At 66.8% G+C, this 22,636-nt stretch carries 19 protein-coding genes; 10 read left to right on the top strand and 9 right to left on the bottom strand.

Translation table 11 applies throughout. The annotated features are described in order from the left end of the window. Window positions 1-79 precede the first annotated feature (79 nt). A complete protein-coding gene (locus ACXAHD_RS08055) occupies window positions 80-295 on the bottom strand; it encodes a hypothetical protein (RefSeq protein WP_475049486.1) in 216 nt (71 codons plus the stop codon). Window positions 296-588: 293 nt separating this feature from the next. On the opposite strand from ACXAHD_RS08055, the gene ACXAHD_RS08060 reads away from it, so the two are divergent. Continuing rightward, window positions 589-951: a hypothetical protein gene (locus tag ACXAHD_RS08060; RefSeq protein ID WP_475049489.1), complete on the top strand. Its 363-nt coding sequence runs from the start codon at window positions 589-591 to the stop codon at window positions 949-951. Window positions 952-1,033: 82 nt separating this feature from the next. Here the strand turns inward: ACXAHD_RS08060 and ACXAHD_RS08065 are convergent, their stop codons facing one another. Genes ACXAHD_RS08065 through ACXAHD_RS08075 form a run of 3 tightly spaced genes read right to left on the bottom strand, consistent with a single transcriptional unit; the run spans window position 1,034 to window position 2,837 of the window. After that, on the bottom strand, window positions 1,034-1,561 hold the full coding sequence (locus tag ACXAHD_RS08065; protein WP_475049491.1) for a hypothetical protein: 528 nt from the start codon (window positions 1,559-1,561) through the stop codon (window positions 1,034-1,036). Between the two features lie 9 nt (window positions 1,562-1,570). Continuing rightward, window positions 1,571-1,990, bottom strand: a complete 420-nt coding sequence (locus ACXAHD_RS08070; protein WP_475049494.1) for a barstar family protein — start codon at window positions 1,988-1,990, stop codon at window positions 1,571-1,573. Then, complete coding sequence (locus ACXAHD_RS08075; RefSeq protein ID WP_475049499.1) at window positions 1,965-2,837, bottom strand: barstar family protein; 873 nt, start codon at window positions 2,835-2,837, stop codon at window positions 1,965-1,967. The genes ACXAHD_RS08070 and ACXAHD_RS08075 overlap by 26 nt, the downstream gene beginning before the upstream one ends. Window positions 2,838-2,949: 112 nt before the next feature. Between ACXAHD_RS08075 and ACXAHD_RS08080 the strand changes: the two genes are divergently transcribed. Continuing rightward, on the top strand, window positions 2,950-3,087 hold the full coding sequence (locus ACXAHD_RS08080; RefSeq protein ID WP_289212031.1) for a hypothetical protein: 138 nt from the start codon (window positions 2,950-2,952) through the stop codon (window positions 3,085-3,087). A gap of 18 nt (window positions 3,088-3,105) precedes the next feature. Here ACXAHD_RS08080 and ACXAHD_RS08085 read toward each other — a convergent pair whose 3' ends face one another. Next, window positions 3,106-4,182 (bottom strand): DUF6183 family protein, encoded by a 1,077-nt coding sequence (locus ACXAHD_RS08085; RefSeq protein WP_475049501.1) that lies wholly within the window; start codon window positions 4,180-4,182, stop codon window positions 3,106-3,108. An 80-nt stretch (window positions 4,183-4,262) separates the two neighbouring features. Here ACXAHD_RS08085 and pglW point away from each other — a divergent pair, with 80 nt between their 5' ends. From pglW to ACXAHD_RS08105, 4 genes are read left to right on the top strand one after another with little or no spacing between them, the layout of a single operon-like run. Beyond that, window positions 4,263-8,495: a BREX system serine/threonine kinase PglW gene (gene pglW, locus ACXAHD_RS08090; RefSeq protein WP_475049504.1), complete on the top strand. Its 4,233-nt coding sequence runs from the start codon at window positions 4,263-4,265 to the stop codon at window positions 8,493-8,495. Beyond that, window positions 8,449-9,780: an AAA family ATPase gene (locus tag ACXAHD_RS08095; RefSeq protein WP_289212034.1), complete on the top strand. Its 1,332-nt coding sequence runs from the start codon at window positions 8,449-8,451 to the stop codon at window positions 9,778-9,780. Before pglW ends, ACXAHD_RS08095 begins: the two co-directional genes overlap by 47 nt. Then, window positions 9,770-10,630 carry a hypothetical protein gene (locus tag ACXAHD_RS08100; RefSeq protein WP_281552888.1) on the top strand — a complete coding sequence of 287 codons (861 nt, stop codon included), beginning with the start codon at window positions 9,770-9,772 and terminating at the stop codon, window positions 10,628-10,630. The genes ACXAHD_RS08095 and ACXAHD_RS08100 overlap by 11 nt, the downstream gene beginning before the upstream one ends. A 12-nt stretch (window positions 10,631-10,642) precedes the next feature. Continuing rightward, window positions 10,643-12,334, top strand: a complete 1,692-nt coding sequence (locus ACXAHD_RS08105; RefSeq protein WP_475049508.1) for a GmrSD restriction endonuclease domain-containing protein — start codon at window positions 10,643-10,645, stop codon at window positions 12,332-12,334. A gap of 102 nt (window positions 12,335-12,436) precedes the next feature. Here the strand turns inward: ACXAHD_RS08105 and ACXAHD_RS08110 are convergent, their stop codons facing one another. The 3 genes from ACXAHD_RS08110 to ACXAHD_RS08120 form a co-directional block, all read right to left on the bottom strand. Further along, the gene (locus tag ACXAHD_RS08110) at window positions 12,437-13,888 is read right to left on the bottom strand and encodes a hypothetical protein (protein WP_475049511.1); all 1,452 of its coding nucleotides are present in this window, start codon (window positions 13,886-13,888) and stop codon (window positions 12,437-12,439) included. 1,168 nt (window positions 13,889-15,056) lie between these two features. Further along, entirely contained in the window at window positions 15,057-15,812 is a 756-nt protein-coding gene (locus tag ACXAHD_RS08115) for an AAA family ATPase (RefSeq protein WP_475049513.1), read from the bottom strand. Between the two features lie 61 nt (window positions 15,813-15,873). Further along, the gene (locus ACXAHD_RS08120; protein ID WP_475049515.1) at window positions 15,874-16,338 is read right to left on the bottom strand and encodes a hypothetical protein; all 465 of its coding nucleotides are present in this window, start codon (window positions 16,336-16,338) and stop codon (window positions 15,874-15,876) included. Between the two features lie 79 nt (window positions 16,339-16,417). On the opposite strand from ACXAHD_RS08120, the gene pglX reads away from it, so the two are divergent. From pglX to ACXAHD_RS08140, 4 genes are all read left to right on the top strand, one after another. Continuing rightward, on the top strand, window positions 16,418-20,080 hold the full coding sequence (gene pglX / locus ACXAHD_RS08125; RefSeq protein WP_475049517.1) for a BREX-2 system adenine-specific DNA-methyltransferase PglX: 3,663 nt from the start codon (window positions 16,418-16,420) through the stop codon (window positions 20,078-20,080). Window positions 20,081-20,164: 84 nt separating this feature from the next. Then, entirely contained in the window at window positions 20,165-20,422 is a 258-nt protein-coding gene (locus ACXAHD_RS08130) for a hypothetical protein (protein WP_289212042.1), read from the top strand. After that, window positions 20,422-21,048 (top strand): hypothetical protein, encoded by a 627-nt coding sequence (locus ACXAHD_RS08135; RefSeq protein WP_475049520.1) that lies wholly within the window; start codon window positions 20,422-20,424, stop codon window positions 21,046-21,048. Before ACXAHD_RS08130 ends, ACXAHD_RS08135 begins: the two co-directional genes overlap by 1 nt. A 3-nt stretch (window positions 21,049-21,051) precedes the next feature. Beyond that, the gene (locus ACXAHD_RS08140; RefSeq protein WP_289212044.1) at window positions 21,052-21,480 is read left to right on the top strand and encodes a hypothetical protein; all 429 of its coding nucleotides are present in this window, start codon (window positions 21,052-21,054) and stop codon (window positions 21,478-21,480) included. A gap of 95 nt (window positions 21,481-21,575) precedes the next feature. On the opposite strand, the gene ACXAHD_RS08145 is transcribed toward ACXAHD_RS08140, so the two are convergent. Then, window positions 21,576-22,580, bottom strand: coding sequence for an EcsC family protein (locus ACXAHD_RS08145; RefSeq protein WP_289212045.1), 1,005 nt, complete (start codon window positions 22,578-22,580; stop codon window positions 21,576-21,578). Between the last annotated feature and the right edge of the window lie 56 nt (window positions 22,581-22,636).

The raw sequence follows: 22,636 nt of genomic DNA on the forward strand, positions 1-22,636 counted from the left end.
GCTGACGCACCTCACAATCGCGTTTGAGGTGCGTCAGCCTCACCTCGATGGCTAGTCTCGGGCGTGCGGGCAACGCCCGTCACGGGCCGAGGAAAGCCAGCGCTACGACCACGATGTCGTCGCGGCAGCGGAAGGCGCGTTCGCCCGCATACACGACAACTCCATCGATCAGTTCCTTGCCGATGCGGTCACGGAGCCAGTGCAGATGCTTGGTGCCGGTGTCCTCGACGCGATAGGCCAGCTTGCCTTCGACACCCAGCACCCGGCCGTCCGCGTGTCGAGCGAGCAGGTCCACCTCTGCTCTACCAACGCAGGTCGCTTACTCTGCCGAACGCAGGCGATCTGGTCTGCCAAACGCAGGCTCCGCTACCCTCGAGGAGCACGGGAGCTGACAGCGTCGGGTCCGCCGTCAGCGCAATCGTTGCCGGCGACCGTCGAGCTGGGGAAGAGCGGGAGCTGTCGCCGCTGACAGGCGGTGTCCCGGCTGATCACCAACTCGGCAGTACGGCGGCAACGAGCGATCTGTGTCTGCCCATGAGGTCTCCCCATCGCTCAATCAGCGTCGCTGGACGGCGGTACGGTGACCTCATGCGGGCTGTCCGGATTGGGCTACCCATCGCCGTGCTGTTCGTGGTCGCCAGCGCGGCTGCGGTCGCCGTACCGCTGGTGCGGGCCAGCATGTCGGCAAGCGAGCCGGATGATCGGCCTGCTGCGGCTGTCGAGCAGTTCGTGTGTGCCCAGGTGGCGTCCAGCGTCGATGACTACTGCGATCGCATCGCCGAGGATCTCGGCCGGCGTACGCCGGTGACCGACGACGAGCGGGTAGCGGCGCAGCCGCGCCGGCAGGCGTTGCTGGACGGCCTCGTCCGCGAGTTCGGCGCGGATTGTCCCGGGCCGTTGAAGCACTGTCGGCTCCCGGCCACCACACCGGAGGCGGTCCGGCAGCGCTGATCGCTGCCGGCTTCAACGACCCGGCGGTACGGCCGGCGGTGCCGCCGGACAGGGAGAACGGTGGTGTCGAGAGTCGGCCGCCTCAGGTTTCATGAGGGTCCCGTAGGTCACCGTCCTCGGCGCTGTCTGCATCGGCACGGAACCGCGCCGCGTCCATCACCGGTGCGTGCCCTGACCCGTCCGTCAACTGCTCGCGGGTCACCACCCGGTGCCGACGGAGCGAAATCATCTCGCCCATGGGGGTGCCGTTACCGGGGACAACGAACGACTCGTCCTCGCCTCGCGCGTCAGCGCTGGTGATGTCTCCGCTGCGCACCAACTCCCGGATCGCCGCAGTCATCGCTGGTACGCCCGGTTCAGGCACGATGAGCTGGTCGACTGCCCAGAAGTAGCTGCCGTTCGCGACCTCCCCTGTTTTCCTCCACCGCGCCAACAGGCGGCCGACTTCATCGACAGTCACGATCGTCAACGACCAGGTGGAGCCGTCGGGAAGGTCGACGAACGTGTCGACGGAGGCCACAGTGTGAACGGTGTCTGTGCCTGGGTCGATCAGGAACCGTGCCACGAACATCGGCTCGGTGACGGTGGTGTACGGATCGCCGGTGCCCATGGACGCCAATCATGGCCTACCGCCGGGGTCGCCAGCGCGTCTCGTGAAGTGCCTGGTCGATGGTTTGCCGAGGCTGTATCGCCTCGTCGTCGTGGTCACAGAGGAGCAGCATGGTGGATGGGACGGCCGCCCCCTCTGGTCTGCCGCCCGCGCCGGACCAGTGCGCAGGTCTCTCAGACAGTCGGATAGCGCGTCCCAGTTCCAGCCGAAGTAGCGGGGAAGAAACAGGGTGTCCGAAAAGTCGTGAAAGAACTGGTTGGCATCGGTGAGTCTCATACCGTCAAGGCGGGCCACCACGAATTTGCCGGACGCCGGAAGCGCTGCGGCCAACTCCACTAGGGATTCACGCTGGCGGACCACGAGCGAATCGCCGAGGCGGAGCCGCATTCTGCCGCTGTGCAATTCAGCGCACATGGACGTCGATCCCATCCTCGGTGAGCCAGTGCAGGAGCTGCCCGAAATCCGGGTCGCCGGCTGGGGTGGGCGGGCCCAGGCACTCCTGAGCCACAGCCGAATGCCGCCAGACCAGCTTGAACGGCGCTGCGGCTCCCCAGCCACCTCGCGCGCAGTCGTGGAGTGCGTCGGCGTTCGAGCCGAAGTAGCCGCCCGGCCCGTTGATTGCCTCACCGAGAGCGCAGTAGAACCCTTCGACGTCGGTGACGTTCCGCCCGTCGAGTTCGTAGGTGGTGCCGGCTGGCTTGTCAGTGGCGTCGTAGCGGTGGTGGGCAAGCGTCGTCACGGTCCACTGGTGACGGATAGGGCGGTCGTAGTGTACCCAGTGACCGTGTTCGGTCGGCCGGCCGGAGCGCCAAATATCCCAGATCTGGCGTGCCCTGCCGGGCACTGGGTCGGTGATGGGGGTGTCGAGGGTTACGTCGATCAGTCCGTTGCCCAGCGCAGACGGACGGACTGCCGCCACCGACCCATGGACGTAGGCTCCCGGCACGTGGGTCGCGCTGCCGTCGTCTGCCACGCTGGCGATGGAGGCACGGATTCGGCGACGCCACGCCGCCCCACCAGGGTTGCCGATCCCGCGAGCCAGCGCGTCCAGCGCACGCTCCAGCGGTGGCATGGGCTGGCATCCGATGAGCACTGCCGGCCGGGCCGTCGCCAGTGAGGCTGGCCCGCTGTCGTCGAACAGCCCGTCGATGTCGACGCAGGCGGCGATGGTCTTGCCCGGATCGTCTGCGTCGTCGTCGACCAGCAGCCAACGAAGCGGGAGCGTATCGTGCCAGAGCCGCAGCAGTTCACCAGGCTTTCCGCCGCCACGAGACATGGAGTGAGCCCTTCCGTGTAACGTCGCGAACACGTAGCGCATCGCCGCCGAACTTCCTACCGATGGGCTCGACCGCTTCGCCGACGACCCCGTTGCTACGGTGCGGCAGGCGATGGCGAGCAGCCCTCGCCTGCCAGCAGCGCGGATCGCCGGGCTTCTCGACGACCCCAAACCGGTTGATGCCTCCGCAGCCAACCCGGCCCTGACTATCGACCAGCACCACATCCTGGACCGGCTCAACGTGGGCTGATTGGCGCTCGTCGGTGAATCAGTCGGTGTCGCTGGCAGCCAGTACCGCCAGCCGTCGCCGGTCCGGTGAGACCACCGCCAGACCGATATCCCAGGCGATACGGTCGAACCACGCGGTGGCACCGGCGAACGAATACCACGAGCAGCGATGTGCCAGTGCTTCGACATCACCGGCCGATGCGCCATTCGCAGCGCCGACCAGCGCCGCGACCGACCGCCACGCCAGCAGCCTTCCGTACGCTCCGAACTCGCCACGGTTGTACGCGCCGCCGGTCGACGCCGCTGCGAACAACTGCCGCCACGCCTGCGGCGGCGAGCATGTGCCGAGCCCTGTCGTCAGGCCCAGGGTGCACTCCAGGTCGACGCTCACCAGCGCATCGCCGACGGCGTCCGGCGGGAGGTCGTCGTCGAACGCGAACGTCTGTGCCTCGATACGGCCGTTGGATCCGGTGGCCCAGTTGTCGACCGCCGCGCTGAGCGCCGCAGCCTCGCCAGACGTGGTCGTCTCCTGCCACCGGGGAACAGGACCGTGCCCGTGCGCGAGCTCCGCCGCCATGGCCGGCAGGTCATGGCGGCCCCCGCCGTGGTGGTACCTGGCACGGCTGGGGTGCCCTTCGATCGGCGTCAACGACAACGGCAGCCAGCCGAGCGGATGTTGGCGCCAGTGCGGCGAGACAACCCACCGGTGATGCACCTCGGCACCGCGCAACACCAGCTCCTGCAGCAGACAGGCCCGCAACTCCTCCGACCCGTCCGTGTCGAACACGACGGCCAGGTCTGCGGCGGTATGTGCCGAAGCGAGCAGCGACGCGGCGTACCGGATCTGGCGGCGGTCCTGCACGACGGACATCAACCGGACGGCCTGGTCGATCGCCCCTGGCGTCAGAGTCAGCAGCCGCATGATCCGGTCGAGAACGCTGCTGTACTGCCGCGGTGCTGTCGTATCGTCCCCGCAGCTGCGCCACACCGCGATGCCGAGGTCCGCGACGAAGCTCGCGTCGCCGGCCCGGAGACGCTTCTCGGCGAGCGCCAGGACTGCCGTCACGTCGCCCAACTCGGCGAGGCCGGCCGCGATGCGTTTGAGGTCGTCATCCACGCCGAGCACTCTAGCCAGCGTTCACCCGTTGCACCGGACGGGCGATCGGCGTACGGGCGGCTCGTTGCTACCGTCGGTCGGTGCGCCAGGACTCGCCGAGGTGGGAGCAGATCAACCCCAGTGGGTACGAGTGGGAGCGGGAGGGCTTGCGGGAGCTGGCCTCGTACCTGCCGGATGTCGACCCGTACCACGTCTGGGCCAACATCGAGTTCGTCGCGTCCGACGGCTCGATCAACGAGGTCGACGCGCTGGTGCTCACCCCCAGCGGGCTGTACGTCGTGGAGCTCAAGCACTGGCAGGGTGAGCTGCACGGCGACGGCGGTCAGTGGGTGCACCGGGCGACGAAGACGTCGCGGCTGATCCCGCGGGACAATCCGACGATCCTGGCCAACCGTAAGGCGAAGCGGCTGGCGAGCCTGATCGACCACTACGCCCGCCAGCAGCGCAAACATGCCCGTACGCCGTTCATCGGGGCGGCGGTGTTCCTGCATGCCCGGTCGGTGCGGTCGCAGCTGGATGCGATCGGCCGCCAGCACGTGTACGGCCTGCACGATGCGCCCGAGTCGGGTCTGCCGAGTCTGCGGGAGATGTTGACGGGCGCGCCGCGTAACCCGGCGCATCTGGTCGACGAGGCCCGGGGTCGGGAGATCGTCGCCCTGGTCAAGGGGGCGAAGATCCGCCCGTCGGTGGCGGACCGCAAGGTGGGGCAGCTGCTGCTGCATCCGCGTCCGTTCGCCGAGGGCGTCGGCTGGCAGGATTTCATCGCCGGGCATGTGGTGGACACGGCGTTGCTGCGTCGGGTGCGGTTCTATCTGACCAGCCGGGCCCCGGAGGAGGAGATCCCGGCGATCCGGGCGGCGGCCGAGCGGGAGTTCCGGCTGCTGCAGGGCATCCATCACCCGGGGATCGCCCAGGCGCACGACCTGGTCGATCATCCGCTGGGCCCGGCGCTGATCTTCGACCATCAGCAGCAGTGGGTACGCCTGGACCAGTATCTGGTGGAGCGGGGTGACCGGCTGACGTTGGCGCAGCGGCTGCACCTGCTGGGCGACCTGGCCGAGATCGTCGACTACGCGCATTCGCGCCGGCTGGCGCACCGGGCGCTGCATCCGGGGGCGGTGTACGTCTGCGATCCGGAGTCGTCGCGTCCGCAGCTGGTGGTGACGAACTGGCAGACCGGTGGCCGGCTGGCGGACACCCGGTTGACCCGTACCGGTGGTTCGTCGACGGACCCGGGCAGTCTGACGTTGCTGCACGACGACGAGGTGCGGCGTTACCAGGCGCCGGAGGCGGCGATGCCGGGCCGTCCGCCGGGCCACCAGTTGGACGTTTTCGCACTGGGCGCGGTCGGCTACCGGATTTTCGCCGGTCAGCCGCCGGCGGGCAGCGCCGAGGAGCTGGCGACGGCCGTACGCGACAGCGGGGTGAACCTGGCGGCGGCGGTCGACGGGATGCCGGCGGCGTTGGTTGACGCCGTCTACGACGCGACCCGGGGGGATCCGACGCGCCGGTCGGCGAGTGTCGCCGCGTTCCGGTCCCGCCTGGAGCGGGTGTGGGACGAGCTGACCGCACCGGAGCCGGAGCCGGTGGTCGATCCGCTCGTCGCCCGCAAGGGCGACGTGCTCGACATCGGTTACACCGTGCTGAGCCGCCTGGGTGCCGGTTCGACGGCGCTGGCTCTGCTGGTCAGCGAGCCGGCGGTCGACGGCAAGGACGGCCGGCGGCTGGTGTTGAAGGTGGCCCGCGACGAGCAGCACGCCGCCCGGCTGGCGGTGGAGGCGGAGACGCTGGGCAAGCTGCGGGACCGGCGGGTGGCCGCGCTGGTGCGGGGGCCGATCACGGTCGGTGGCCGGACGGCGCTGCTGATGGAGAGCGCGGGGGAGCGGACCCTCGCCGAGGAGCTGCAGGGCGGCCGGCTGACGCTGGATCTGCTGGAGCGGTACGGCCGGGACCTGCTGGAGATCGTCGTCTACCTCGACGAGGTGGGGATCTGGCACCGGGATCTGAAGCCGGCGAACCTGGCGGCCCGACCGCTGAATGCCAAGGACCGGCAGCCGCATCTGTGCGTTTTCGACTTTTCGCTCTCCGCGACCCCGACGGACCAGCTGACCGCTGGCACCGCCGGCTATCTGGATCCGTTCCTGGGTCCGCCAAAGCGGCTGCGCTACGACCGGGCGGCGGAGCGGTTCGCCGCCGCGGTGACGTTGTTCGAGATGGCGACGGGGTCGCTGCCGGAGTGGGGTGGGGCCAATCCGGCGGCGGTCAGCGACGAGGTGACCCTGGATCCGGCGGTGTTCGAGCCGGCGGTCGCGGACCGGCTGGTCGACTTCTTCGGCCGGGCGTTGGCCAGGGAGACGGCCGACCGGTTCGACACGGCAGAGGAGATGCTCGACGCCTGGCGGGACATCTTCCGTAAGGTGCCGGTGGCCGGCGGCGGGCTGGCGTCGCCGGCGGCGGTGTCGGTGGCAAGCCTGGACACCGTGTTGGAGCAGTCGCCGCTGACCGAGCGGGCCCGTTCGGCGGTGCGCCGGCTCGGGTTGGTCACCGTGCGGGACCTGCTCCAGGCCAAACCATCCACGTTGGTCACCGCGAAGGGTGTGCCGGACGCGACCCGCAAGGAGATCCTGGCGTACGCCCGGTCGTTGCGCCCGCTGTTGGCGGCCGACCCGGCCGACGGCGTCGGCGATGTCGACGGTGCGGAAAAGGGCGGCGACGGTCGGCCGGCTGCCGGGGCGGCGACGCGCGGCATGGAGACGCTCTGCGCCGCGCTGCTTCCGGCGGAGACGGGCCGCACGAGCAAGCGCCGGACGACGTTGGCGGTGCTGCTGGGCCAGCAGCCGGCACCGGGCGACGACACGTGGTTGCACTGGCCGACGCAGGGTGAGGTGGCGCGCCGGACCGGCCAGACCCAGCCGCAGATCTCGGTGCTGCTGCGTAAGCAGATCGACGCCTGGCGGGCCGACGACGCCGTGTCGGCGGTTCGGGACGAGATCGTCGCCCTGGTGGAGAGCCGGGGGGCGGTGATGTCGGCCGCCGAGCTGGCGGATGCGCTGATCGCCACGCACGGCTCGTTCACGTCGGAGCCGAAACGCACGGCGCAGGCGATCGGCCTGGTCCGGGCGGCGGTGGAGACGGAGTTGTCCACCGGCGGCGACGCCCGGCTGGCGATCCAGCGGTTCCGGGCCTCGTCGACGGTGCTGGTGGGCCGGGAGCCGGTGGATCCGGCGTCGACGACGACGGCAGCCGACCTGTTGTCGTACGTGGTGGCGCTCGGCAGCCGTGCGGCGGAGTTGGTGCAGGCCGATCCGCTGCCGACCCGGCAGCGGGCGGTGGCGGAGCTGGCCGCGGTCACGCCGCCGCCGACGATGCCGGTGGTGCCGGAGCTGCGGCTGCTGCAGTTGGCGGCCGCCGGCAGCAACGGCCGGGCCGACGTCAACGGGCAGGGCCAGCTCTACCCGGTGGGCATGCCGGCCGAGCGGGCGTTGCGGTTGGCTGCTGGCAGCATCGCCGGGCAGCGGCTACGCGAGGACGAGATCATCGGCCGGGTCCGGGCCCGTTTCCCACGCGCGCAGCAGCTGCCGGGCCGGCCGCAGCTCGACACGCTGGTCTTGAACATTGCCGGGCTTGACTGGGATTCCGAGCAGCGGGTGTACGCGCCGCCGGCGCTGCCGTCGGTGTTCAGCGGCACCCGGGGTGCCACGGTCACCGGCGGGTACGCCCCGCCGCTGTGGCAGGCCGATGAGGTGGCGGCGAAGCTGGCCGGGGCGATCGACCGGCGGGCGTTCCTGGCGGTGCTGACCCCGTTGCGGGAGCTGGCCGCCGCCCGGCGGGAGCTGCTGGCCCGGCTCGGGCTGACCGAGGTGGACGTGACCGGGATCCTGCTGGATCGGCTGCGGGCGCTCGGCTACCCGTGGCAGGCGCTGGTGGCGGCGGACTCCGGTTCGGCCACTGACGCGAACTTCCGCAGCTTGGTGGATCTGGTCCGGCACGAGGTGGTGCCGGCGATTCGGGTGGCGCTGGCCACGGACGCGCCGGTGCTGTTGACCGAGGCGGCGCCGCTGGCCCGGTACGGCCAGGTGGAGCTGTTGGCGGAGTTGGCGGATCTGACCCGACCCCGGCCGGCGGCGCGGCTGCTGCTGGTGCCGGCCCGCAAACCGGATCCGGCGATGTTGGACGGTTACCAGTTGCCGTTGACGTCACCGGCGAGTCAGTCGCTGTGGATTTCGGGGCAATGGCTGAACGCCAGATCTGGTAGGACTATCCACCATGCCCATTCGACGGCTGCTTCTGGAGAACTACCGAGGGTTCCGTAACCGGCAGGAGATCGAGCTGGCACCGATCACCGTGGTGCTCGGCAAGAACAACTCCGGCAAGAGTGCCCTGACCCGTGCGCCGCTGGTGATCGCCACCGGCTTCGACACCACCTCACCGTCCCCACTGGACCTGGAACGCCTCGGCCCGGACGCGGTCGACGACCTGCGTGAGCTCTACTTCGATCAGCTCGATGTGCGACCGCTGACGTTGGGCGTGACCGTCGACGGTCCGCTGCCGTTCACACTGCGGGTGGATCTGGAGTATTCAGCCAGACTACGGAACGCGGTAGTGGCGGCGCTTCGGGTCGACACAGATGACAGCGCCGACCCGGTCGGCACCGTTGAGTTGGTGTCGAGCCGATTCACCGCCCCGATGCCGGATACCTCGGACATCGACGGCGTCGAGCTGTCGACGCTTCCTGAGCCTTCGGTCGACGGGCTCGACGAGTACGACATCCGCATCAGTGGCGGGCCGACCCGGACGAGGCAGGTGCGTTTCGCGGGCCTGCTGCCTGCCGCCGGGCAACTGCCGGACCTGGACGACCTGTTCCGCCAGGTGCGCCCAGGTCTGATCCGATACCTGGGGCCGTACCGGGAGCGGGTGGCCCGTCAGCATCGGATGCCGATCGGCACGCCTGCCGTGCTCGGCACCAAGGGCGAAGGGCTGGCCGGCCTGCTGGCCGACAGCCAGCGGAAGTCGGACGGACGGCTGCTGGCACAGATCAATGCGCACTTTCGCGAGATCGTGCCGGGGTGGCGGCTGGAGGAGGTCCCTGCCGGCCCGCTCTGGTCGACGGTGCTGGTCAGGGACGGCTCCAGGGCAAGGATCAACCTCGCCGACGCCGGTAGCGGGCTGGCCCAGGTGCTGCCGATCCTGGCGCAGTGTGCGATGGACGAACTGGCGGGGATCACCACAGCGCCGCCGTTGCAGATCATCGAGGAGCCGGAGGCGCACCTGCACCCACGTGTCCACGCTGACCTGGCCGACCTCTACCTGAGGACCGCGCAGCGGACCGGGACCCGGTTTCTGATCGAGACACACAGCGAAACGCTGCTGCTGCGGCTGCGTCGCCGGATCGCCGAGGTCGACAACGACTACGGCCCGGAGACGGTTGCCATCTACGTCGTGGAGCAGCACGACGGCGTCTCGTCGGCACGTCGCATCCCGCTGGACAGTCTCGGCAACCTCGACGACAGCTGGCCGCCGGGCTACTTCTCCCAGGACTACCACGAGGTCCGAGCCCTCGCGGCTGCCCAGTCGGAACGGAACGCCCGTGCTTCTTGACATCGACGAGACGATTCTGGACGGCGCGGACCACCGGCCGGTGATCACGCTGCTCTGCATGGTGGCGGAGAAGCGCCACGACTGGCATCCGACGTTGTCGCAGGCAGCGAGGATGATCGACCTTGTCGAGCGGCTGGCCCGAGCGGGTGTCCGGATGCCGGTGCTCAGCCAGTGGGCAGAGGAGGCGACGGAGGAGGCCGCGTACCCCAGCCCACCGGACGCTCGGCGGACGGTGCGTGTCGGCCTGGCTGACCTGGAGCATCTGGTCGCTGACCTGGACAAGCCGGCGGTGCTGGTGGTGGAGAATCAGCTCGCCGATGGCAGCTTCGTGCAGGACATGGCGGCGGCCCTGGACGACAAGCGGATCGTCGAGGCGCTGCGTCGGATGTGGCTTCGGCTGCACAACGGCGGCGGTAAGGGCCAGATGGCCGAACTCGCCGCCGATGAGGGAAAGAAGTTCGCGATCGTGTCGCCAAGGGTGGCGATCCTGTTCGACGGCGACCGCGACGGCCCTGGCCAGCCGAGCGACAACGAGCCCAGGAAGGCGCAGGCGCACGCGGCCGGCATCCAGAACGTGCACATCCTCGCCTACCGGGCGGCGGAGAACTACGTCCCGCTCGTGGTGTGGGAGTCGCTCTACCCCCGGCATCGGCGCAGGATCAGCCAGCTGCGGGCGATGCCGGCGAATCAGCGTGGCTACCTGAAGAAGGACTCCTACCCCGGTAACGGGCTGCCCAGGCAGCTCACCGTGGCGGGCCGGAAGCTGACCGAGGCGGACTTCGACGAGCTCGGCCCGGACGTCGTCGCCGAACTGCGGCAGATCCTCACGATGATCCACACGATCCTGTAGGACACTAGCGGTATGTCCAGCAGCCGGGGAGACGTCCAGGTCGAACCTATTGCGATGATGCTGGTCGACATGCTGGAGGAGATCGCCGCAGGCCGGATCCGGGTGCCCAGGTTTCAGCGGCCGTTCGTGTGGCGACCCGAGCAGATGCTGGACCTGTTCGACAGCATCGAGCGAGGATGGCCGATCGGCGGCATCACCGTGTGGGAGACCACCGACGAGGTGCCCTCGCTCGACCACCTCGGCGAGGTGCCGGTGCGGATGCCGCCGGCAGGCACTCCGGTGTCGTACGTGCTCGACGGGCATCAACGGCTCTCCACCCTGTTCGGGGTGCTGCGTAGGCAGGGCCGGCCGCCGCGCGGCGACGATCAGCGGGAGTGGAAGTGGCGGATCTATCGCGATCTGGAGCCGCAGGAGGACAACGAACGCTACCGGCATCATCGGGCGTTCGGCTCCCCGCCGCCCCTTCCTCCTGATTCGTACCTCCCGATGCGCTCCGTCAACAGCACCGTCGACTTTCTCCGCTTCCTGCGGAACCTGGAGGCGCGGGTCAACGACGCCACCCGGATGGAGAGGCTGATCAACGAAGCCGACTGGGTGGCGCAGCGGGTTCGTGCGTACAAGATTCCGTTGGTGCGGGTCCGCGACAGCGACCTGGGGTCGGCCATCGAGGTGTTCGCCCGGATCAACAACCGTGGAGTACGCCTGGAGACACACGAGATCGCCTCCCGGCTGACCGGCCCGGTCCAGAAATCCACAATGGGCGAACAGGTCGACAGCATCGTCGAGTCCGTCGCGAGCACGGGCTTCGGCGAGCTGCCCAGGATGGCGGTGTTCCGGTCGATGCTAGCGATCGCCGGCGAGCCGGACGTCATGAAGCCGCACTGGGAACAGGTGGCGCAGCGGATCCGGACCAGCCAGGTCGACGTGCTGGCGGCCGGGCAGGAGGCGGTGCACAAGGCGGTGGAGCTGCTGCGGGCGGCGGGGCTGCCGCTGGCGGCGCTGTTGCCGTACTCGCATCAGTTGGTGTTGTTGACCTATTTCTTCCACTGTCGGCCGGAGCCGACCGGCAACCAGCGGTTGGAGCTGGAGAAGTGGTTCTGGGTTACGTCGTGGGCGGGGTCGTTCGCGGGCGCCAACTCGACCCGGATCCGTGAGGGCCTGGCGGAGATGAAGGCGTTCGCCTCCGGCGCGACCTCGACCCTGAAGCTGGACGTCGGCGCGGTGCAGCCGATGCCGGAGCCGTTCAACCTCAACAGCGCCCGGACGCTGGCGTACGTGGCGTGGGAGGCGCACGAGTTCCCGACCCGGCGGGACGCGCTCGGGCAGGAGTTCGACGTGGTGAAGCGGTTGGCGGCCGGGGTGCCGCAGGCGTACCGGCCGATCGTGCCCGGCTATTCGACGGCGGCCAACCGGATCATCCTGCCGACCAGCCCGGGGGACAACCCGCTGGGGGTGTTCAAGGAGCTGCGCAACGGCCAGCTGGAGCGCACGATCGGCCGGGAGCACGTGACGAGGCTGCTGGCCAGCCACTGCATCACCGAGCGGGCCTTTCTCAAGTTGCTGGCCGGCGACTACGAGGGGTTCCTGAAGCTGCGGGCCGAGGTGTTGCAGGAGCGGCTGCGGGCGTTCGCGAAAGGGCTGGGCGTCATGCTCGGGCCGGACATGACCGGCGTGGCCGACAACGATACCGAGCACGACGAGTGACTCAGCGTGCTGCTGCTCGTCGGCGTCTTCGCGCAGCGATCGGTTAGCAATTCGCCAGCATCTCTGGCTCCAGGGCCGGCTGTATTGCGCCAATTGGTGTCATCAGGTGACGGTTCTGGAGATGGTGGCTGTCGGGTCGCTATACGTGCCAAATCTATCGCTCACCATCGCATGGAAGTGGTGTAGACCAGGGCTTACGCCGTAGAACTGTTTCGACGAGTGCGTCCCACACTGCGCCGTGAACACCTCTACCCCATCGATGAAGAAGTGGCAGATAACAGGGTCGTATCCTTCCCGCCAGCCGACACTAAACGAAACGCCGACGTGTCCACCGCCGTAGATAACCACGGTAAGGTTGGTCGCCACCGGCTTTGGCGCAGGCGGGTCCTGCGGCGCAGGAGGAGTCGGTGGTTCCTGGGGAGGCGCGGGGTTCGGCCGAGGCGACGCAGGCGGCGGCGTTGGCGTGGTCGGAGCAATGGAAGGCTGCGGCTGAATGCTAGGCGAAGGCTCTGCGGCCGGCGGCGGGGCGGTCCATCGGACGCGGTTCGATTCGACGCCGAGTGCTGCAGCCCAATGTTCAGGGCCATCACCTGATCGACATTTGTCGACCGCCTCGGCGTAGCCGCGGCCGTCAGTTAAGACGACGAATGACCTGAAGCCTTCCGGACTCACCGTGTCGTGGCAAGTCACGGTGACTTCAGCGTTGGCAGGGAAGTTCTTCAGCCGGATGTCGTAGTAGTAGCCTGACTCTGCCGGGTCGCCTCGGCTGAGTTCAACCACCTGGTCGGCCAGACGTAGCGTGAAGGCGACGTGGTCGGAGATGTAATCGCCTACCCTGACGTTGTGACTGAAACCGTCTGCCTTGCACCCTGTGCTTGAGAAGGCTGACCCATCTGCATCCGTGCGTACAACAAAAGAACCGACGACGTGGTCCTCGATATAGCACGTGACGGTAACGTCAGTCAACGAGCTAAAGTTGAATAGCTGGACCTTGTACCAGTTCTCGCCGCTTCCCGTTGGCCCGCCATCATCGAGCTTGATGTAGGAGTTCGACATTAGTGGTGGCGTGCTCACGCCGGGTAGTGTTCCCGGATTGGGTGATCGAGCGTCCATGTAGTCACCGCTGCATTGGCGCACATCCTGGAGAAGGTGCACAAGCGAGGAGTGGACGTAGCCGCTTCGCCCTTGGCTGGTGGTCGTGAAAAACCAGCGATCCGACGGGTAGTTTCCGATGTCGACCGGAAGCGACTCGTTCTGAGTCCAGCACCACACATCCAACCGGACGTGGTTGTCGACCTTCTCGATCGTTGGGCACATCGCATCTGGTCCCGTACTGGGATCAATGATCGGACAGCTGCGGAGGTTGGCCCATCCGTCGTTGGACAGGACGTAGCCGACCGCAGGCTTTGACTCGCTGGTGACCGGCAACATGCGTTGCGCCGCAGCTGGCACCCCGATAATTGCGGCGAGTGCCACCACGATCAGGGCTGTCGTGAGCGTCTTGTGCCGAGAGAGCCAACTCGCGCAGCTGGACGCTTCGAGAAATTTTCGCATAGTCCCCTCGATTCCTTGTCCGTTAGTAGCTGCAGTCCGGCAAGTCTTCGGGACTTCCTTCGAGGAGTTCGACGTACATGTCCGGCACCCAGCGCCTCTCGTGTGCGCTGATGAGGTACCACGTACTCGTCGATGTTGGTCGGTCCCGCCATGGGGCATCTGTAATTGTTCGCCCCTCTTGCAGCCGACAGACTACCTGCACAGGTGCACCCTCCGGGTAGTGTGCGACATCAGTGCCCTTGCCGGACTCGGTGGGGTCGCTGTAGGCCCTAACCCCCGGATAATTGTTCGTTGCAACTTCCCAGGTGTTGACAATCTTGGCGTCCACTGGGGTTCCGGAAATCGTGGGCGTTGTTGCCGTTGTCCTGGGAGATTTGTTGCCGCTATCGCTATTGGAACCGGTTTCTCCCCGCGTTGTATCGGGTAGCATTGTCAGCAAGAGAGTCGCGATGGCAACCAGTGTTCCCAATACTGTCGCTACTCCGACAATGCCCTTGCTGAAGAATCCCCAACGCCTCCGGGTTGGATTCGAGCTGGCTTTGGCGTCGGGCTGGGTGGACTGGATATCGCCTAAATTACTTTGGCTTGCGGCATGACTAGCAACGTTCCGGTTGCCGATATAAATATCGCGGCCGTATATGCGAGAGAAATGCTGGCGGTGGTCTGCTGCCGCAGGACCTTGATCGGCTGCGTCATCGCCTGATCTTGGCTCTGGCGGTGAGGGTGTTGGATCCTTCGTCACGATCGCTCCTCCAGGGACGGGAAGAACATTGTGCACGGCTCATGTTGATCTTTATCGCTGGGGTGCGCTGGATCTTCTACTTATGGATCTTCGATTGCGAGAGAAGCTCGCGAAACCAAGACTGCTGGGTCCGTGGTCTTGCCCGACTTATTCCTCTAACCCTTAGTGTCCTGATATGCATCGCTGGTCATCTACGCAAATGCTGGTGTCGGAAAACTTGCAGACTTCGATCTAAAAGTGCCTCTAACCTGCTCTTTTGGCCAAGGCTCTCGGGTTGGTCATCCCTTGGACTCCAGAGATCAGCCCATCGGTTGGACTTCAACGGGGAGTGACGAGTCGAGGGGCAGCCAGACGGCGACGCGTGCCCGGCTATCCAGCGGAGCGGGACGCTGTGCCCGGCTCCTACCCGGCATCTGCTGCGGTTGGTCAACGATCGGCGAGCAGGTGGTGTAGGAACCGGCCCGGGTCGGCCAGGAACGCTCGGGTGAGGGTTACCGGTTCGGCCTGGTCGTAGTCGACCGGAGCGATGGCGCCGGCGGCGTCGATTTGCAGGATCGTCGCGCCAGGGCTGGCCAGCAGGATCGGCGAGTGGGTGGCGATGATGAACTGACTACCCTGGTCGACCAGGTCGGCGATGCGCAGCAGCAGGGCCAGGCAGCCGTGTACGGACAGCGCTGCCTCTGGCTCGTCGAGCAGGTAGAGCCCTTGCGGGCCGAAGCGATGGTTGACCAGGTCGAGGAACGACTCGCCGTGGGAGCGTTCATGTGGGGAGACTCCGCCGTAGGCACCGAGCAGGCCAGGCGAGTCGGGGTCGGCGTCGATGCGCTCGATCTCGGTGGCCACGTTGTAGTACGACTCGGCGCGCAGGAAGAAGCCGGTGCGGGCCTTGCGGCCGGGAGTGCGTTGCAGCCTCAGGTGCTCGTCGAGCGGGGATTCGGTGGTGCGGGTGGCGAACCGAAACGAGGTGCTGCCACCCTCAGGGTTGAACCCGGCGGCGACCGCGACCGCTTCGACCAGGGTGGACTTGCCGGTGCCGTTGTCACCGGCAAGCAGGGTCACCGGTGTGGGGAAGTCGACGCCCTGCTCGGCCAGCCCGGCCACGGCGGGGATGGTGTACGGCCATCGGGCACGATCGGCCGGGGTCAGCGTGTCGGCCGACAGGTATGCACGTCGCACGAACATTTGTGATCACCTCCTGCCCTCAGGGTCGCAGCCGTGCCCGATGACCTGGCGAGTGACGACGTCAGGTTGTCGGGCTGGGGCGGTCCTCCTGCCAGGGGTTGCCGCTGTCTCCCTGTTCAGAGAAGCAGAACGGCACTCCGGGGTACCGCTGGGGGAACACACGCTCTGCCTGGTCGGGGTCCGGGGTGCCGACCTCCACGCAGGATCCGTCGTGGCGTACGCCTGATTGCACCACCGGCAGGCCCCGCTGCCGCCAGTAGTCCTGGTCGCGGAGGATCTGTTGGAACGTCGGCTCCAGGTCGATCGCCGCATGGTCGGCCGGGTGCAGACGCACTCGATGACCCCACGGCATTGACTCGATCGCCGCCTCGAACTCGGCGGAATCCTTGGCCCAGACGTCGACCCGGTCATCCTGCACATCAATCGAGAGACCCGCGTAGACCTCAGCGAACTCGCCTTCACCGAGGTGCCCGACCGCCGTGGCGATCTGGTTCAGCTCATCCTGATTCGGCCAGGCGGACGGCACACCTGTGACGGTCGGATCGCCAGGTCCCGCCGCAACTGAGTCCGACCCGGTGACGCCGCACGCAGTGAGGAGCCCGAGCGTGAGGATCGAAGCGGCGAACATCCGGTGCGTCCTCATGATTTCCTCCTTACCCGCCCCGGCGGCGCGGCTGCGGATACCTCATGTCGGCAGGGGCGTGGTGCCGCTGCCGGGCCGTAGGATCGCAGCCGTGCTCGATGAACTCGACGAAGACGCGCGACGGCGACTCCAGCAGGCGATGCAGGCGCAGGTGAAACACCTGGTCGACGACCTGCGTAAGCGGCTCGCGGAGCCGGAGTCGCTGTCGCTGCGGGCCGAGCTGCTGCAGGAGTACGAGAAGGCGAAGAAGGCCGAGCGGCTGGCCGGCGCGTTCGAGGTGTGGCTGGAGGACGTGCTCGATCAGGCGGCGGTGGCCTGGGTGCTGGGTTGTGTCTTCGTCCGCTTCTGCGAGGACAACGAGCTGATCGACGGGCTGTGGATCGGCGGGGACGACCCGGCGGCCCCGGCCGAGGCGGGCATGCAGCGGCGGCAGGCGTACCTGATCGAGGCCGAGCATTCGTTGCACAACGACCGGCACTGGTTGCGGGAAGCGTTCCGCTACCTGGGCAGGCTGCGCCCTACGGCGCAGATCTTCGACAAGCACAACCCGGTGTGGCGGTTCGACATCTCCGGCGCGGCCGCGGAGGGGCTGAGCAACTTCTTCCGTACGGGGGAGGGCCGGGTGTCGCTGCGCAGCGCGACCCTGGACACCCGCTTCCTCGGTGACCTCTATCAGGAGCTGTCGACGCACGCGAAGAAGACGTACGCGCTGTTGCAGACCCCAGTGTTCGTCGAGAAGTTCATCCTGGACCGGACCTTCGAGCCGGCGCTGAGCGAGTTCGGCCTGCCCGAGATGAAGGTGATCGACCCGACGTGCGGCTCCGGCCACTTCCTGCTCGGCGCGTTCGACCGGCTGGTGCGCGAGTGGCGCAAGCGGGAGCCGACCACCGACATCCGGGCCATCGTCGACCGGGCGCTCGGCCAGGTCACCGGCGTCGACATCAACGCCTTCGCGGTCGCCATCGCCCGCTTCCGGCTGCTGGTCGCCGCGATCAAGCTCGGCAAGTGGCACAAGCTCGAACGCTGCCCTGCCTTCCCGGTCCGCGTCGCCACCGGCGACTCCCTGCTGGAGTGGGGCCGCGCCTCCCGCGCACAAGGTGACCTGCTGGCAGCTCTTGAGGGCGAGCAGGTCTTCGCCTACGAGAGCGAAGACGACGAACTGCTAGCCGAGTATCTGGAGGTCGGTCAGTACACGGTGGTGGTCGGCAACCCGCCCTACATCACCGTCGCCGACCCGGCCCGCAACAAGCTCTATCGCAGCATCTACCCGGGCGTCTGTCACAGGCAGTACGCACTGACCGTGCCCTTCGCCAAGCGCTTCTTTGACCTGGCGAAGAAATCCGACGAGTACGGCGAGGGTGCTGGCTACGTCGGCCAGATCACCGGCAACGCCTTCATGAAGCGCGAATTCGGCAAGAAGCTGATCGAGGACTACTTCGCCCACGAAGTCGAGCTGAGCGAGGTCATCGACACCTCCGGTGCCTACATCCCCGGCCACGGCACCCCCACGGTGATCCTGATCGGCCGCACCAACGCCCGCCGCCGTCTCCCGGTCGTCCGCGCTGTTCTCGGTGTGCAGGGCGAGCCGACAACGCCGGACAATCCGGCCGACGGCCTGGTCTGGCAGGCGATCGTCGACCAGGTCGACGCACCTGGCTCCGCGTCCCGCTGGGTCACCGTCCAGGATCTCGACCGCACCCGCCTCCTCAAACACCCCTGGAGCCTCTCCGGCGGCGGCGCTTCGACACTTGTTTCTGCAATAGAGGACGGGCGCAAGCGTATCGCTGAGCGGGTGGATCACATCGGGTACACCGGGCAAACGAATGCAGATTCTGCAATGATCACTGATCGAAAGGTAATGGCTCGATTCGGAGTCGAATCAACCGTTCATCGCCAGTTGGTAATCGGTGAGGATGTCCGAGATTACAGAATCGGCAGTAATGAACACGTTTTCTTCTTTTATGGAAGAGAAAATCTGCTTGACGTAGAAGATTTCCCTGGGGCCTATCGGCGTTTGTGGTTAACGAAGACGACCCTTTGGGCGCGAAGGACGTTTGAGAAGATTTCCTATAAGGCTGAAGGGCGGAAGTGGTGGGGGTGGCATCAGGTGGCGTTGCGTCGCCTCTTAGAGCCACTTTCTGTCGCATATGCGGAGGTTGCTACGCACAACCATTTCGTTCTGGATCGCGGCGGAAAAGTCTTTAAACAGACGGCGCCGGTGATCAAGTTTCCGGGCGGCGCTCTTGAAGATAACTACCTCGAGTTGCTTGGCGTGCTAAACAGCTCCACCGTCTGCTTCTGGTTGAAACAGGCTTGCTTCCCTAAAGGTGGGAGTGGTGTGGGGCGAGGGATCCAGCCGGAGAGTTGGATGGAGCGCTTTGCGTTTAACGCCTCGAATATTGAGCAGGTGCCGTTGCCGGCGGAGTATCCGTTGGGGCGGGCGCGCGAGTTGGACACGTTGGCGCAGCGGCTGGGGGAGCTGACTCCGGCGGCGGTGGCCGGGTCGGGGGTGCCGACTGTGGAGCGGCTGGCGCTGGCGCGTGCCGAGTACGACCTGGTCCGCACGCGGATGATCGCGCTTCAGGAGGAGCTGGACTGGGAGGTCTACCGGCTCTACGGGCTGATGGATGAGGATCTGACCCATCCGGACCCGCCAGGGCTGAGCCTTGGTGAGCGGGCGTTCGAGATCACGATGGTGCAGCAGAAGGTGGAGACGGCCTGGTTCATGCGGCACGACTCCGTACCGGTGGACAAGCCCAACCCCGACTGGCCGGCGGATTACCGCGACCTGGTGGAACGACGGATTGCTGCCACGGCCGGCAACCGGCACCTTCAACTGATCGAGCGTCCGGAGTGCAAGCGGCGCTGGGCCACCGACGGCTGGGCCAAGATGCAGGCGGCGGCGTTGCGGGACTGGCTGCTGGATCGGCTGGAGGCCCCCGAACTGTGGGGTGGCATGCCGGAGCCGCTGTCGGTGGCGCAACTCGCCGACCGGGTGGCCGGCGACGCCGACTTCCAGCAGGTGTTGGCGCTGCTACCGGAGTACGAGGGCATGAGCCTGGTCGTCGCGCTCGACAAGCTGGTCGCCACCGAGCATGTGCCGTTCCTGCCGAAGCAGCGCTACAAGCCGTCCGGGCTGCGTAAGCGGGTGTTGTGGGAGCAGACCTGGGAGAAGCAGCGGCGTGAGGACGCCGGGGAGACGGTCGAGATCGACGTGCCGCCGAAGTACACCTCGGCGGACTTTGTCCGGCCGTCGTACGCGAAGGCGCGGGGCAAGCTCGACGTGCCGAAGGAGCGGTTCATCTCGTACCCGGAAATGGGCCGCGACACCGACTCCAGTCTGCTGCTCGGCTGGGCCGGCTGGGACCACCTGGCGCAGGCGCAGGCGCTGGCCACGGTGTACGTGAACCGGCGCAGTCAGGAGGCGTGGGAGGCGCACCGGCTGCTGCCGCTGCTCGCCGGGCTGCTGGAGCTGGAGCCGTGGCTACACCAGTGGTACGCCGCCGAACGCCCCGGCTATCCCGGCTCGCCGGCACAGTTCTACACCGACTTCATCGACACCGAGCTGTCCACCCTCAGCTCCGACCGCACAGCTCTGTCCCTGCTCCGCGGCCTCCCCGAGTAGGACCCGACACCGTCTGACCCTGTTGGACGGTGGTGGGGTTCGGTAGGTTCGGATGGTGCCGGGAGGGCGACGGAGCGGTGGTCGATGAGCGTTGACGATGTGAAGCGCACTGTCGAGCGGGGCAACGAAGCAGTCCGGCAAGGGTGTCAGATCCTTGAACAGGCGCTCACCGAGGCTGCAGAAGCGGGTGCCCTGGCGCGGGCCACGATGCATGACAGCACCCATGACGAGGTCGAGAAGGCGAAGGCGAAGCTGGACTCGTTGGAACGTGAGGTTGAGCTGGCGATCCGGCGGTTCGGCGCTGCTGTCCAGAACGCGAACGACTACGTAGCCAAGCTCTGATGTCCGGGACCCTCGGCGACGTCGTAGCGCGGCTCTACGCTGCGCGGGAGCGGCTGCTTGCCGCAGCCGTGACCGCCAACCGTGCACAGGCCGACGCCGAGCAGGCGGCAGCGCACTACTCGGAAGCTGCTCGCGGAAGCACCGATCAGTCGATCAAGACGGCTATCGCCGAGGCGCAGATCGCTGGGGCGAAGGCCGATCGGGTCGCCGGCATCCTGAACGATATCTGCGATCATATTGTCAACTACGTCAACCACATTGCTCCAGGCGTGGCGCCTCCGTCTGACCCCAAAATCGATGTCTCAGGTGAACGTCTTGTGGCAGAGGCTGAGGGGGCGGGCAGCAGGGCAGACCGGTTCGCGCGTCGCTTCGTGCAGAAGGCCGACTCCACTGAGGAACACCTGCAAGATGCGGAAAAGACGATGCAGACGGGAAAAGAAATTCTCGACCTGTTCAAGATCCAGCCGGGGTCGGAGAGTGCTACGACGGTAGCGCCGGAGCCGATCCCTGCTGATCGCCCGAGTGTGGACAATCCGGTGACTGCTGTGATCATGGCTGCGGGTGCCACTGCAGTAGTGGGTCGCGAAATGTGGAAAAAATACAAGAAACGCCATGAAGGGAAGTAAATTATGAAGATTGAGCCTGACTTGGTCGAATATTTTCGCACGATGCTGAAGGGTGACTACGCCGAGAACGATCGCCTGGAAGTCCAGCTGAACATAAAAGGTTGGGGCGACTTTTCCACTCTGATGGGCATCGTCTTCTACTACGCCGTCAACCACCGGTTGCCCGTGGATGCCAGCGAAGCCGACATCGTGCAGTTCGTTGCTGAGCTGCGCGCGGCTGCTCCAGTGGATCCGCGCGAGATCGACGCCAACGCTGCGGAACGCCTGGTGAAGGCGGCACTCGACCCCGATGTCGAGTCCGACTTCGATCCTGAGATGGCAGGCAAGATTCAGAGCCTTACCATCATGCACGTGCTCGGTGAAGGTCGGGCGAGCGGGGACGAGATTGATGCCATTCTCGCCAGCGCTGTCGAAACGGCTAGTCGACTCTGATGCCGGTGCTGAGCTGCTGATCGGACCGGGTCGCGTAGTTCTGCAGACGTGCTTAGATTCCTGTTATCTCGCCGATTTCGAGGGCTATCTACGGTTTACATGGCGTCGGGCTCGGTCTGATAGGTGGCCAGTGCGGCCGGCATCGGCAGTCCATACTTGTCGCACAGGAACCGGGTCTGGCAGTATCGCTGGGCATCGGCGGCCACGTTGCCGAGGACTGTGGAATTCACCCCTGCACCGATGAGGACGCCCACGATGGGCACGGCTTTGGCGACGTTTTGAACTGGAACCCTGGCACCAGCCGGACCCAAGTGCTGCAGCAACTTCTCAAGGGCGACCACGAGGCGATGGTCCGCACGGAGCTTGGCGGAGAATCTTACGCGTCCCTTCAGAGCGCTGGCCGCTCGTGCGGTGTCGCGCAGCGGCCCAACCTTGGCTGCCTGTGCCATGAAGGACCGGTGCACCAGACGTTCGATGAAAGCTTGCTCCGAGGGGTCTTTGGCGTCGTAGCCGTAGGAGTACGCGATGCGCGACGCGATCGAGGTGCTCAGGACCTGGATGACGAGGATGTCGGCAGTAATTGCGGCGGGGATCCCTGCCACGGGGACCAGGGCCAGCAAGCCCATCGCACCACCTTCGACCGCGCCGGCGGAACGCCACCTCAGTGTGTTGCGGGTCAGCAGCCGGTCACACACCTTGAGGTCCTGCTGCCGCAGCTCAGTGAAACTGTCGAGTTCGATGCCACGCTTGCGGGCGATCTTCTCGACACCCTTCGGGTCGTTTAGCTCCAAGGCCCAGGCGTTGACCAACTCCAGCAGCGCTGCCGCAGCCTCGGCCGCCGGTCGCAGGGCCATGCTGGCGACCGCGTCGCCTCCGCGGCGCACTGGTTCCTTGATCGTCTCTGGCACAGCCCTGGTGGCCCGGCTCGCGGCGTTTCGCGCGACCTCGCCGGAGCGATCGAGTGCAGTGCTCGCCCAGTTCGGTAAACCACGGCGGTTGTTGCGGCGCTGCCAGTGCTCGTTGAGCCTGTCCCACACCTGCTCTTCGTATGCACTCATCGGGGTTGCGCCGTCGGCGAGCGAGTCAGCGACAGTGCTCATCGAGGGCCTCCATTCGACTGGGATGACTGGGTCATGATGGCACTGCCGGGCGGCAG

The sequence above is a fragment of the Micromonospora sp. ABR4_055 genome (genome assembly GCF_056160425.1).